Origin of the sequence: Shewanella morhuae, from assembly GCF_003028295.1 — a bacterium.
In the GTDB taxonomy this organism is placed as follows: domain Bacteria; phylum Pseudomonadota; class Gammaproteobacteria; order Enterobacterales; family Shewanellaceae; genus Shewanella; species Shewanella morhuae.
Genome location: NZ_PYSG01000002.1, coordinates 1,262,329 through 1,276,654, shown reverse-complemented (window position 1 = coordinate 1,276,654; position 14,326 = coordinate 1,262,329). Strand labels below are relative to the sequence as shown.

The 14,326-nt window shown below is 45.0% G+C and carries 10 protein-coding genes; 7 read left to right on the top strand and 3 right to left on the bottom strand.

What is annotated here, in order from left to right; translation table 11 throughout:
* Positions 1-2: 2 nt before the first annotated feature.
* From napA to C9I43_RS06115, 3 genes are read right to left on the bottom strand one after another with little or no spacing between them, the layout of a single operon-like run.
* Positions 3-2,492, bottom strand: a complete 2,490-nt coding sequence (gene napA / locus C9I43_RS06125; protein ID WP_107884049.1) for a nitrate reductase catalytic subunit NapA — start codon at positions 2,490-2,492, stop codon at positions 3-5.
* Between the two features lie 2 nt (positions 2,493-2,494).
* The gene (locus tag C9I43_RS06120) at positions 2,495-2,752 is read right to left on the bottom strand and encodes a chaperone NapD (RefSeq protein ID WP_076500130.1); all 258 of its coding nucleotides are present in this window, start codon (positions 2,750-2,752) and stop codon (positions 2,495-2,497) included.
* Between the two features lie 36 nt (positions 2,753-2,788).
* Complete coding sequence (locus tag C9I43_RS06115) at positions 2,789-2,947, bottom strand: periplasmic nitrate reductase, NapE protein (RefSeq protein WP_076500132.1); 159 nt, start codon at positions 2,945-2,947, stop codon at positions 2,789-2,791.
* A 550-nt stretch (positions 2,948-3,497) separates the two neighbouring features.
* On the opposite strand from C9I43_RS06115, the gene C9I43_RS06110 reads away from it, so the two are divergent.
* The 7 genes from C9I43_RS06110 (at position 3,498) to C9I43_RS06080 (ending at position 14,218) form a co-directional block, all read left to right on the top strand.
* The gene (locus tag C9I43_RS06110; RefSeq protein WP_107882730.1) at positions 3,498-7,211 is read left to right on the top strand and encodes a nitrate reductase subunit alpha; all 3,714 of its coding nucleotides are present in this window, start codon (positions 3,498-3,500) and stop codon (positions 7,209-7,211) included.
* 21 nt (positions 7,212-7,232) lie between these two features.
* On the top strand, positions 7,233-8,768 hold the full coding sequence (gene narH, locus C9I43_RS06105; RefSeq protein ID WP_076500136.1) for a nitrate reductase subunit beta: 1,536 nt from the start codon (positions 7,233-7,235) through the stop codon (positions 8,766-8,768).
* 2 nt (positions 8,769-8,770) lie between these two features.
* Positions 8,771-9,493, top strand: a complete 723-nt coding sequence (narJ, locus tag C9I43_RS06100) for a nitrate reductase molybdenum cofactor assembly chaperone (protein WP_076500138.1) — start codon at positions 8,771-8,773, stop codon at positions 9,491-9,493.
* Positions 9,494-9,504: 11 nt separating this feature from the next.
* Entirely contained in the window at positions 9,505-10,194 is a 690-nt protein-coding gene (gene narI / locus C9I43_RS06095; protein ID WP_076500140.1) for a respiratory nitrate reductase subunit gamma, read from the top strand.
* 72 nt (positions 10,195-10,266) lie between these two features.
* Positions 10,267-11,031: a peptidylprolyl isomerase gene (locus C9I43_RS06090; protein ID WP_107882728.1), complete on the top strand. Its 765-nt coding sequence runs from the start codon at positions 10,267-10,269 to the stop codon at positions 11,029-11,031.
* A 59-nt stretch (positions 11,032-11,090) separates the two neighbouring features.
* Complete coding sequence (locus tag C9I43_RS06085; RefSeq protein ID WP_076500144.1) at positions 11,091-13,754, top strand: nitrate/nitrite transporter; 2,664 nt, start codon at positions 11,091-11,093, stop codon at positions 13,752-13,754.
* 77 nt (positions 13,755-13,831) lie between these two features.
* Positions 13,832-14,218 (top strand): putative zinc-binding protein, encoded by a 387-nt coding sequence (locus C9I43_RS06080; protein WP_076500146.1) that lies wholly within the window; start codon positions 13,832-13,834, stop codon positions 14,216-14,218.
* The last annotated feature ends 108 nt before the right edge of the window (positions 14,219-14,326 follow it).

The following is a 14,326-nucleotide window of genomic DNA, read 5'->3' as shown; positions in this document are numbered from 1 at the left end:
CCTTATGCTTTGACGATCTTCACCGCACATTTTTTATAGTCAGTTTGTTTTGACAAAGGATCTGTCGCATCTAACGTGACTTTATTAATGAGCTGGCTAGCATCAAACCAAGGCACAAACACTAAGCCTACAGGTGGCTTGTTACGACCACGGGTTTCAACGCGCGTTTTGATTTCGCCGCGACGCGACACCACTCGCACTTCATCACCACGGCGTAAACCCCGTTTTTTAGCATCTTCTGGGTGCATAAAACACACAGCATCAGGGAAGGCACGATACAGCTCAGGTACACGTTGAGTCATTGAACCTGAATGCCAGTGTTCAAGTACGCGACCTGTTGATAGCCATATATCGTATTCTTCATCTGGTGACTCAGCAGCGGGTTCGTAAGGCAGTGCAAAAATAATGGCACGACCATCAGGGTGACCGTAAAACTCAAAGTCTTTTCCTGGTTTCACATACGGGTCGCTACCTTCACGGAAACGCCATTTGGTTTCTTTACCATCCACTACCGGCCAACGTAAACCGTGTGCTTCGTGGTAGGCATCAAAGGGCGCTAAATCGTGACCATGACCACGGCCAAAGGTTGCATATTCTTCGAATAAGCCCTTTTGTACGTAGAAGCCAAAATGTTTTGCTTCGTTGTTTAGGTACTTAGGATCTGCATCTGCAAGTGGGAACTTATCGACATTACCATTTTGATATAGCACTTCGTATAACGTTTTACCCTTAAACTCTGGGTTTGCCGCTAATACATCCTGTGGCCATACTTCATCGGTAGTGAAGCGTTTAGCAAATTCCATCAGCTGCCATAAATCTGAGTGTGATTCACCAGGTGCTTGCACCATTTGATGCCAGAATTGCGTACGGCGTTCAGCATTACCATAAGCGCCTTCTTTTTCGACCCACATCGCGGTAGGAAGAATTAAGTCAGCGGCTTGAGTTGTCACTGTTGGGTAAGCATCGGACACCACGATAAAGTTATCTGGGTTACGATAGCCAGGTAACATCTCTTCGTTAATGTTCGCACCCGCTTGCATATTGTTGTTAACTTGGACCCAATAGCAGTTTAAATCACCATCTTTAAGGCGACGGTTTTGTTCAACTGCGTGGTAGCCAGGCTTAGGTGGAATAATGCCGCTAGGAATTTTCCAAATATTTTCAGCATGTTTTCTGTGCTCAGGATTAGTGACCACTAAATCGGCAGGTAAACGATGTGAGAAGGTTCCCACTTCACGGGCCGTACCGCAAGCAGATGGCTGACCTGTTAACGAGAATGGGCTGTTACCTGGAGTTGAAATTTTACCGACTAACAAGTGAATGTTATAAATCAGGTTGTTACACCATACACCACGAGTGTGCTGGTTAAATCCCATCGTCCAAAAAGAAGTCACTTTAGTATTAGGATCAGCATATAACTTGGCCAATTCAATCAGTTTCTCTTCTGATACACCTGATAATTTACTGACTTTTTCTACATTGTAATCGGCAACAAAGGCTTTAAACGTATCGAAATCGATTGGCGTTGAATCAGCAGCCGTTTTAACGTTTTTGGCTTTTTTCTCAAGTGGGTGCGTTGGGCGCAAACCATAACCAATGTCGTGGGTTCCCATGTGGAAGTTCACATGCTTTTTAACGAAATCCCAATTCACTTTATCATTTTGAATAATATAGTTAGCAATAAAGTTTAAAATGGCTAAGTCAGTTTGCGGTGTAAATACTATCGGTAAGTCGGCCAAATCGAAAGAACGATGCTGGAAGGTCGATAATACTGATACTTTAACATGGGGGGCACTGAGGCGACGGTCGGTGACACGGCTCCATAAAATCGGGTGCATTTCCGCCATGTTTGAGCCCCAAAGTACAAAGGCATCAGCAGCTTCAATGTCGTCATAACAACCCATAGGTTCGTCAATGCCGAAGGTACGCATAAAACCTACCACGGCCGAAGCCATGCAATGGCGCGCATTAGGATCGATGTTGTTTGAACCAAAGCCGGCTTTCATCAGCTTAACGGCGGCATAACCTTCCCATACGGTCCATTGACCAGAACCAAACATACCAATCGCTGTTGGGCCTTTGGCTTTAATGGTTGCTTTCCATTTTTGCGCCATGATATCAAAGGCGCTATCCCAGCTTATCGGTGAAAACTCACCGTGCTTGTCAAATTTGCCATCCGTCATACGTAGCATGGGCGTAGTTAAACGATCGCTACCATACATAATCTTGGATAAGAAATAACCCTTGATGCAGTTAAGGCCGCGGTTAACTTCACTATTAGCATCACCATGGGTGGCAACCACTTTACCCTCGCGGGTAGCAACGATCACAGAACAGCCAGTGCCACAAAAACGGCACGGCGCTTTGTTCCACTCTAATTTTGTCTGTTCTGAACTGGTAATTAAATTGCTTGCGCCAGCTGGCAGAGCTAAACCTGCCGCTCCTGCAGCGGCGATGACTGCATTGGCTTTAATAAAGTCACGTCTATTCATGTTCATTCTTCACCCTCTTTAAGCTCTTCACTCTGGTGGTAAACCATAGTGGCGGATAAGACACCAGGAATGGCATTGATGGTTTCGATACTTTCCATAATGGCTCGTTGAGTATCCCCTTCAAGCACTACCACTAATTTCACTTCGTTATTTACGGAAAGCTCAGCATTCTCAATGGTCATAATCTGCTGCCTAACCTCTGCCATTTTTTGTGGCAAAACTTGTACGACTAAACTTGTAATATGAATCTCTTTACTCATCCGACACTTCACTCTTATTTCATGATTTTTATTATGTTAACCCGCACCTGGTGGACCAGTTAAAATCTGGCTAAACCAAATTGCAAAACCTAAACCGCTAACCAGAAGCACCGACAGAATAGGTGCTAACAATACGGTTAAAAATAGGAAAATCTTGAGTTCTAAGCTCTTACTTTCATCTGTTTGAGTTGTCATATACGCTCCCTAAAGTACGTCTATCGTATTAACTACCTTATCTTACTTAACGATTTGATAACACTTAAATACAATCAAATTCTTTGCCATTTTTTAAATTATTGGCGAAATTTTATTAACCTAACACCATGATAGGTAAGTCTAGGTTTTTTTTATGTGCCTCTAATTAGGTAATTAACAATAAGCGTGATCCCGATCTACAAAGCACTTAACAAAAAGTTTACTCCCGCCATGCTCGTCAAAATAACTGTTTAAGAAGACAAGGAATTTCGGTTTTAAACAGCGTCACTTCTGTCTCTAAAAGCTGCGTTGCAAAAACGTTAACCAACACAACAACCAATATACTCATAAATAGATATTTATCACATATAAAGCACTTTATTGATCGCGATCAACGTTATAAGCCGTTGCACACTCCAGACTTATTAACATCTTTCATCTTCTAAGCATAAAACAGCAGTCAATATAACTACCACTCAACAACCCACAATGCTGTGTCGCACAACATTCGAGGTTGTTAGCAATGTCGTACTAGGAGTTAATTAATAAGATGAGTCACTTACTCGATAAATTGCGGTTTTTTAAAACCCACCAAGAACCCTTTGCCGATGGGCATGGCGTGACAACCGATAAAGATAGAAGTTGGGAACAGGGTTATCGTCAACGCTGGCAACACGATAAAATTGTTCGTTCTACCCACGGGGTAAACTGTACCGGCTCTTGCAGTTGGAAAATTTATGTTAAAAATGGCTTAGTCACGTGGGAAACCCAACAAACCGATTACCCTCGCACTCGACCCGACTTACCTAACCATGAACCCAGAGGCTGCCCACGAGGCGCGAGTTATTCATGGTATATCTACAGCGCAAATCGCCTGAAGTATCCTAAAGTTCGTCAACAATTAATGAAACTATGGCGCGAAGCTAAGCAACAACATGCTGATCCTGTCGATGCATGGGCGTCGATTGTGAGCGATCCGGTTAAAGCCAAAAGCTACAAAGAACGACGGGGATTAGGAGGTTTCATCCGTGCGAGTTGGGATGAAGTCAATGAAATCATTGCTGCATCTAACGTGTATACCACTAAAGAGTACGGCCCAGATCGCGTATCCGGTTTCTCCCCTATTCCGGCAATGTCGATGGTGTCCTATGCCGCTGGTGCGCGTTATTTATCATTAATTGGTGCTAACTGCCTAAGTTTCTACGATTGGTATTGTGATTTGCCCCCCGCCTCACCACAGGTTTGGGGTGAGCAGACTGACGTTCCAGAATCTGCAGATTGGTATAACTCAAATTACATCATTGTTTGGGGCTCAAACGTACCGCAAACCCGTACTCCCGATGCGCACTTTTTAAGTGAGGTCCGTTACAAGGGCACCAAAACCTGCGTTATTACCTCCGATTACTCTGAAGCGTCTAAGTTTGGTGATACTTGGTTAGCGCCACGTCAAGGCACTGATGCCGCCTTGGCAATGGCTTTTGGTCATGTGATTTTAAAAGAGTTTTACGTTAATACCCCAAGTGCGTATTTCATTAACTACGCTAAACGCTACACCGACATGCCGATGTTGGTCATGCTTGAAGAAGTTAATGGCCACCTTACCAGTGGACGTTTTTTACGTGCGGCTGATTTAGTTGATAATTTGGGTGAAGAGAATAATCCAGATTGGAAAACGATTGCATTTAACCATGATGGTAACCTCACTAGCCCTAACGGCTCTATCGGTTATCGTTGGGGTGAAAAAGGCAAATGGAACTTAGAATCTAAAGACAGTAAAGGCGATATTGATCTTTTACTATCTCTTAAAGATCACACTGAACTGACCGAAGTCGCTTTCCCTTACTTTGGCGGTGCACCGCACGAATATGAATACTTTCAACACACAGATCACAGTGATATTCAGTTGCGTAATGTGCCCGTTAAAACCATTACGCTTGCCAACGGTAAACAGGCAAAAGTAGCGAGCGTATTTGACTTAATGCTGGCGCATTATGGGGTGGATAACGGCGTTAACGACAGCAATCGTGCTAGCTCGTTTGACGATAACATCCCCTACACGCCAGCTTGGCAAGAAGTGATCACCGGTGTAAAACGTGCCGATGTTATCCGTGTTGCCACTGAGTTTGCGCGTAATGCTGATAAAACCAATGGTCGCTCTATGGTAATTGTGGGCGCTGCACTAAACCACTGGTATCACATGGACATGAACTACCGCGGCCTCATTAACATGTTAATGATGTGTGGTTGTATCGGTCAATCTGGCGGTGGCTGGGCTCACTATGTAGGACAAGAAAAACTTCGTCCACAAACGGGTTGGACACCACTGGCGTTTGCACTTGACTGGCAGCGTCCACCACGTCACATGAACGGCACTTCATTCTTCTACAACCACTCTAGTCAGTGGCGTTATGAAAAATTGAACATGTCTGAAATCATTTCGCCGCTCGCGCCAAAAGAAAACTGGACTGGCAGCATTATCGATTTCAATAGCCGTGCTGAACGCATGGGCTGGTTACCCTCTGCACCACAATTAAGCACTAACCCACTGCATTTGTCCGCCAGTGCTAAAGCGGCTGGACAAAACGTTGAAGACTACGTGGTATCACAACTGAAAAGCGGCGACCTAAAATTTGCCTGTGAGCAGCCAGACGATCCGAAAAACTTCCCACGTAATATGTTCATTTGGCGTTCTAATCTGCTGGGTTCATCCGGCAAAGGCCACGAATACATGTTGCGCCACTTCCTCGGCACTAAGCATGGGCTATTAGGTAAAGATCTCGGTGATTTTGGCGGCAATAAACCTGAAGACGTCGAATGGAAAGATGAAGGCGCCGAAGGCAAAGTCGACTTATGGGTCACCTTAGATTTCCGTATGTCAACCACTTGTTTATATTCAGATATTGTTTTACCTACTGCAACTTGGTATGAAAAAGATGATATGAATACCTCGGATATGCATCCGTTTATTCATCCTTTATCAGCCGCAATCGATCCCGTATGGGAAGCGCGCTCTGACTGGGAAATCTTTAAAGGCATCGCCAAAGAGTTTTCCCGCGTGTGTGTGGGGCACTTAGGGGTAGAACAAGATCTGGTGACCATTCCAATGCACCACGATACCCCAGCTGAATTAGCTCAACCCTATGATGTTAAAGCATGGTGGAAAGGCGAATGTGAAGCTATTCCGGGTAAAACCATGCCGCATTTAACTATGGTTGAGCGCGACTACCCTAATACCTACGCTCGTTTTACTTCGGTAGGTCCCCTACTTGAAAAAATCGGCAATGGTGGTAAAGGCATTAGTTGGGACACTAAAGATGAAGTTAAGTTATTAACTCAACTCAACTATACCCATACAACAGAAGGCATCAACAAAGGCATGGCAAAGCTAGATACTGCCATTGATGCCTGCGAAATGATCCTCACCCTCGCCCCAGAAACCAATGGTCAAGTTGCCGTTAAAGCATGGGAAGCATTGGGCGAGATGACTGGCATAGATCACACCCACTTAGCCAAACCCAAAGAGGATGAAAAAATTCGTTGGCGCGATATTGTTGCCCAGCCGCGCAAAATTATCTCTTCACCGACTTGGTCTGGTTTAGAAGATGAACATGTGTCCTATAACGCGGGCTATACCAACGTACATGAGCAGATACCGTGGCGCACCATTACTGGCCGTCAACAGTTTTACCAAGATCACCAGTGGATGCGTGACTTTGGCGAGCAGCTCTGTGCCTATAAACCGCCCATTAACTTAAAAACCGTTGCCCCAGTATTGAACAAAAAGCCTAACGGCAATAAAGAAATTGTTCTGAACTGGATCACCCCACACCAAAAGTGGGGCATTCATAGTACTTACTCCGACAACCTGTTGATGCTCACACTATCACGCGGTGGCCCTATCGTGTGGATGAGTGAGACCGATGCTAAAACCGCGGGTATTGAAGATAACGATTGGATTGAAGTCTTCAACGTCAACGGTGCAATAGCGTGCCGCGCTGTGGTGTCACAACGTGTGCCAGAAGGCATGAGCATGATGTACCACGCCCAAGAACGTATCGTAAATATACCAGGGTCAGAAATGACCGGCACCCGTGGCGGGATCCATAACTCAGTCACCCGCGCAGTGATGAAACCCACTCATATGATTGGTGCCTATGCACAACAATCCTATGGTTTTAACTATTACGGTACTGTCGGTTGTAACCGCGACGAATTTGTTGTTGTACGCAAAATGCACAACGTCGACTGGTTAGATACTAAATAAGCGTGGAGCGAGGAATACAATATGAAAGTTAGAGCCCAAATCGGCATGGTGCTAAATTTAGATAAATGCATCGGTTGCCACACTTGCTCCATCACGTGTAAAAACGTTTGGACCTCACGCGAAGGCGTCGAATACGCGTGGTTCAATAACGTAGAAACTAAACCTGGTATTGGCTTTCCAAAAGAATGGGAAAACCAAAAGAAATGGAACGGCGGCTGGAAACGCACTGACGCCGGTAAGTTAGAACTCAAAATCGGTGGCAAAATCAGATTGCTGGCAAAAATTTTTGCTAACCCTGATTTACCTGAAATTGACGACTACTACGAACCCTTTGATTTTGACTACGAGTATTTACACACAGCGCCTGATAGCCAACATCAACCGGTGGCTAGACCCCGCTCGCTGATCACAGGTCAGCGTATGGAGAAAATTGAATGGGGTCCAAACTGGGAAGAAATTCTCGGGACTGAGTTCGAAAAGCGTAAAAAAGACATCAACTTCGATAATGTGATTCAAAAAGACATTTATGGTCAATTTGAAAAAACCTTCATGATGTATTTACCTCGCCTGTGTGAGCACTGCTTAAACCCAGCATGTGTTGCCTCTTGCCCTTCAGGCTCGATTTACAAGCGTGAAGAAGACGGTATCGTACTGATTGACCAAGATAAATGTCGCGGCTGGCGCATGTGTGTTTCTGCCTGCCCTTACAAAAAAATCTACTTCAACTGGAAATCAGGTAAATCAGAAAAATGTACTTTCTGTTTCCCTCGCATTGAAGCGGGTCAACCTACGGTTTGCTCTGAAACCTGCGTAGGCCGTATCCGCTATCTGGGCGTATTGCTGTACGACGCCGATCAAATTGAAATTGCGGCAAATACTCCAAATGAAAAAGATCTATATCAAGCACAGCTCGATGTTTTCCTCGACCCTAACGATCCGGCGGTAATTGAAGCGGCGCGTAAAGAAGGCATCAGTGATAACTGGATCACTGCGGCCCAGCGCTCACCGGTATACAAAATGGCAATCGACTGGAAAGTCGCGCTGCCTTTACACCCTGAATATCGCACCTTACCTATGGTGTGGTATGTGCCGCCACTATCGCCAATCCAAACGGCAGTAGAAGCAGGTCATGTCGGCATGAACGGTGAAATCCCCGATCTGAAATCATTGCGTATTCCGCTACGTTACCTTGCAAACCTGTTAACTGCTGGCGATGAAAAACCAGTTGAGCGTGCACTTGAGCGCATGATCGCAATGCGTGCCTATAAACGCTCACAACAGGTCGACAAAGTTGAGGACTTAGAGGTGCTAAAGCAAGTTGGCCTCACCGCAGTCGAAGTCGAAGAAATGTATCGTTACATGGCCATTGCTAACTACGAAGACAGATTCGTAGTGCCAACGAGCCATAAAGCCTACGCAGAAAATGCCTACGACATGAAAAGCAGTTGCGGCTTTAGTTTTGGAAATGGCTGTGGCGATGGTAACAACGGCGTCAACTTATTTGGCAGCAAAGCGACCGGCGTACGCCAAGTCATTCCTGTCACATTGGAGAAGTAAACATGAAAGTACTGAGTGTTATTTCAATACTACTCGATTACCCGCACGCTGAACTGCTCGACGCGCGGGCAGAGTTAGAGGCCATTGTCACGGGATCTGAACTTGATGCCGCGCATCAAGCCCTTGTACTGCAGTTTATCGCCGAGCGTTTTGCGATGGATACCATGGACTGGCAAGCCGAATATGACGGCTTATTCGAACGAGGACGTTCTTTGTCCTTACTGTTATTTGAACACGTTCACGGTGAATCACGTGACCGCGGGCAAGCCATGGTCAACCTTCTAGATCAATATCACCAAGCAGGTCTAGATATTAGTGCTAAAGAGTTGCCAGATTATATCCCGCTATATCTTGAGTTTATGTCAACCCAAGGCAGCGAAAATGGCCGTTATGGATTAGAAGAAGTGGCGCCGATTTTAGCGCTACTGGCATGCAGACTTGAAAAGCACCAATCAAATTATGCCAACTTACTCCATGCACTATTGAGCTTAAGCAAGGTTGATGTCGATCTTAAGGATTTACGTGAACAAATCGTTGACGAACAACCCGACAACACCCCCAAAGAGCTCGATAAAGTGTGGGAAGAAGAAATGGTGAGCTTTATGGACAACGCGCAAACGGGCTGTAATAGCAGCAATAAACCCAGTGAAACGCAGCGTCGGGACCAACACATTCCACTCAATACCGAACTATTGCAGCCTAAAAGCAATAGCCAACGGTTGTAAGGAGACCATTGATGAGCCATTTCTCAATATTTGCCTTTGGCATCTACCCCTATATCGCTATGGCGGTGATGTTTATCGGCAGCTGGATCCGCTATGACCGTGAACAATACACGTGGAAAGCGAGCTCCAGCCAAATGCTGGAAAAACGCCAACTGCATATTGGTAGCGTATTGTTTCACGTTGGGGTGATCGGGATTTTCTTCGGTCATTTTGTGGGGTTACTCACACCATTAGCCGTTTGGCACGCGCTGGGCGTGACTGCCGAGTTTAAACAGTTACTTGCTATGGGTGCGGGTGGATTATTTGGGGTAATTTGCTTTGCGGGATTAACCATTTTGATCCGTCGTCGCCTAACAAACCCTCGCGTTCGTGCCACTAGCAAAAAGATGGATATCATCATCCTCTTAATGCTCTATGGACAACTGATCCTCGGACTTATTTCTATTCCGGTATCTGGTGGACACTTAGATGGCGCTGAAATGCTTAAGTTAATGGCTTGGGCACAAAACATTATGACCTTTAATAGTGTTGCCGCCGTTGAAGCCATTAGCGATGTAAATATCGTCTTCAAATTGCACGTCATTCTAGGTATGACACTGTTTGTGGTATTCCCATTCAGCCGCCTGGTTCACATGCTCAGTGCACCACTGCAGTACCTGACACGCGCACCACAAATAGTACGTCGTAAAGTCAGCCGTTAGTGCTAAATCCCCTGATATTGGCTTATCAGGGGATCTTTGCTCGCCCGCATTTATTTTATAGAGAGCCATATTATGATCACAGTCAACCAAGCCAGCATTACCGAAGAGCAAGTTCTCAGTGAAATGCAGTATTTCCCGGCCCCAACCCAACGTAAAGCGATGTTAGAAGCCGCCCAGAGTTTAATCATTGGCGAATTGCTACTTCAACGTGCAAAAGCATTATCGTTATCTCGCCCTAATGATGAGATCTGTAATAAAGAGGATTATTTAGAGCAACTCATTGAATCTGAAGTACCTATTCCGCAAGCGACCCCCGAAGAGTGTTTACAGTATTTTGAACAAAACCCACACCGCTTTACAACCTCGCCATTGGTTGAGGCTAACCATATCCTGATTGCCGCTGCGCCCGATGATTTAAAAGCCAGAGCAGAGGGCAAAATCATCGCCGAGCAACTGATTGAACAATTGCATCAAAAAGCCAATTTTGCCGCTTTAGCACAGGAGTTTTCTGCCTGCCCTTCAAAATCCGTAGGGGGAAATTTAGGTCAGCTCAGCCGTGGGCAAACCGTGCCGGAATTTGAACGACAGCTATTAACCGCCGAAATAGGCTTGCAACCCTACCCGATAGAAAGTCGTTATGGATTTCATATTGTCGATATCAAACACAAAATTGCCGGTAACCCTCTCCCATTTGAAGCGGTTAGCGACAGGATTAGCTTATACCTTAATGAAAAAGTGCGTCAAAAAGCCATTGCTCAATATATCCAAGTGTTAATAGACGAAGCCCATATAGAAGGTTTTGATTTTGACACCAATAACGAGCCATTACTGCAGTAACCCATTAAAAAGCTAATGTTTTTTAACGTTACATTTTGCTAATTTGTCGGAGTTTTCAAATGAGTAGTCTACCGCTACACATTAAGAGTGGACAATACCGCGCATTGTGGCTTACCACCGCCGCTTTTACGCTCTGTTTCGCCGTTTGGACGATATTTTCAATTTTAGGGATAAAAATAAAAGCGGATTTAGCCTTAACCGATACGCAAATGGCGTTATTAATGGCGCTGCCCATTTTAAGCGGCTCGTTGAGCCGCATTGCCCTAGGTATGTTTACGGAGCGCTGGGGTGGGCGCCTTGTATTTAGTACGTTAATGTACATTGCTGCCATTGCGACCTATCTGCTCAGTCTTGCAGATAGTTACGATATGCTATTAGTCGCAGGTATTGGGCTGGGTTTAGCGGGCGGTGGCTTTATTGTCGGTGCGACCTATGTCGTATCTTGGTTTGAAACACAAAAACAAGGTACAGCACTGGGTATTTTTGGTGCGGGTAACGTGGGTGCTGCACTAACAACCTTTGGCGCCCCCTTTTTATTAAAGTACTTCAGTTGGCAAGAAACAGCACAAATTTATGCTTTGGTCATTGCGATTTCGGCAACCGCATATTTAATCTTTGCCAAGACAGAACCCCGCCGATTAACTAATTTCAAACCGCCCAAATTCAGTGAACAATTAGGTTTGCTCAGCGACATTCGTATTTGGCGCTTCGCCTTATATTATTTTTTCGTGTTTGGCGCCTTTGTGGCACTCGCCCTATGGCTACCCCACTACCTTATTGATGTTTATGGTGTGTCATTAGTCACCGCCGGTATTCTTACCTCGTTTTATATTATTCCAGGTTCTTTATTTCGTATTTTAGGCGGCTTTTGGTCCGATAAATACGGCGCCCGTCGCATCATGTATTGGACGTTAGGCATCAGTACCATTTGTACCTTTTTACTCAGTTATCCCCCAACCCACTACAGCGTGAAAGGGGTTGAACACGTTTTTGAATTTAACTTCCACCTATCCTTGCCCGTTTTTGTGCTGCTTATTTTTACCTTAGGTTTTTTCATGTCTTTAGGTAAAGCGGCGGTATTTAAGCATATACCGACTTATTTCCCGAATAATGTCGGCGTGGTGGGCGGCCTTGTGAGTATGGTCGGCGGTATTGGCGGCTTCTTATTACCCGTCACATTTGGGATGCTCAATGACGTTATTGGTATCTGGCAAAGCTGTTTCATGCTGTTGTTTGTTATTAGTTCTATCTCATTAATGTGGATGCATTATTCAATTCGCCGAGCCGAGAGAATGGAATGGGCCAGTGGTCAAACGGTAAAAAACTTACCCGAAATGACCACACCCGACGCCTTTGTACTTAACGATTGGCAACCTGAAAATAAACATTTTTGGGACACTAAAGGTAAAAAAATTGCCACGCGCAATTTATGGATCTCAATACCCAACCTCTTCCTTGCGTTTGCCGTATGGTCTATTTGGAGCATTATGGTGGTTAAAATGCCGACATTAGGCTTTAACTACAGCCCAAATGAATTGTTTTGGTTAGCTGCGCTACCCGCATTATCGGGTGCTACACTGCGAATTTTCTATGGCTTTATGATCCCCATCTTCGGTGGTCGCCGTTGGACAGCCTTATCAACCGCATCACTTTTAATCCCTTGTTTATGGATGGGTTTTGCACTGCAAAATATCGAAACCCCCTATCTCATCATGCTGATTTTAGCCTTACTCTGTGGTTTAGGTGGCGCTAACTTCTCATCGAGTATGGCCAACATCAGCTTTTTCTATCCTAGAGCTGAAAAAGGTACTGCACTAGGGCTTAATGCAGGGCTGGGTAACTTAGGCGTATCGGGCATGCAATTAATTGCCCCTTTAGTGATATCTGCCAGTGTGTTTGGCGGTTTAGAAGGAGAGCCTCTCACCCTCGTATTGCAAAACAGTGAAACACATTCGGTGTGGTTGCAAAACGCGGCGTTTATCTGGGTGCCATTTATCATTATTGGCTCCATTGCGGCGTGGTTTGGCATGAATGATATTACGGATGCTAAATCTTCATTTAAGGAGCAAGCCGTCGTCTTTAAACGTCATCATACTTGGCTAATGTGCTGGCTTTATTTAGGAACTTTTGGCAGTTTTATTGGTTTTGCTGCAGGTTTCCCGCTGCTATCGGGTATGTTATTCCCAGATGTCGATCCCGTTAAGTTTGCCTTTATCGGTCCACTTGCAGGTGCATTAGCCAGGCCTATCGGCGGTAAATTAGCCGATAAATTTGGCGGCGCTCAAGTGACACTATGGAACTTTTTCTTCATGGCGATGGGCGTTATCGGTGTGCTGTACTTCTTACCGCATGACGGTGCTGCGGGTAATTTTGGCGGCTTCTTCGGTATGTTTGTTTTGCTCTTTATCACCACAGGCATTGGTAATGGTTCAACGTTCCGTATGGTGCCAGTGATGTTTTTAACCCTTAGGCAAAAAGCATTAGGTAAAGGCATGGAAAAACAAGCCGAAATCGAAGGAAACCGAGAGTCCGCAGCAGTTTTAGGCTTTATTTCTGCCATTGCTGCCTATGGCGGATTTTTTATTCCCAAATCCTATGGTACCGCAATGAGCTTAACTGGAGCGGTAGATACCGCGCTCTATGGGTTTATCCTGTTTTACGCCAGTTGTGTGGTTATCACTTGGTGGTTCTACGCTAGGCGTAACGCAGAAATCCCTTGCTAACTGTTAGCTAAACAATGGTAGGCATGCCGATTTAGGGTGCCTATCATCTACATTCACTTTTTTACAAAGGTGCCAACATGACAAAATTATCGACGAATAAACCCTTGGTTTATGCCTGCTCTGGCTGCTCAAATGTCGCACAATTAGCTAATGATGTGGCCCTGACCCTTGATCGTTCAGGCGTGATGCAAATGTCATGTATCGCGGGCGTTGGAGGGAATATAAAATCGATTGTCAGACTGGCGAAATCTGGACGCCCCATATTGGCACTTGATGGTTGTAAGCTCAATTGCGTTAAAAATAGTTTAGCGCTACAGCAAATTGTACCCACCTGGCACATAGAGCTCACCCAATTGGGCTATAAAAAACAACAGCAAATTGATTGCGATCTGGCTGATAGTTACCGTTTGTTACAACATATCCATCAAAAAATTATTCATATTCCTCAATGTAAACTTAATTAGTCTAACTATTATTTACACTGCCGCTGTTTTATTTAAGATCTGGAACCTACTGTAAATAAGCTAAGTTTAATACAGCTTAAACAAGCACTTATTTACAGCCATTCACCC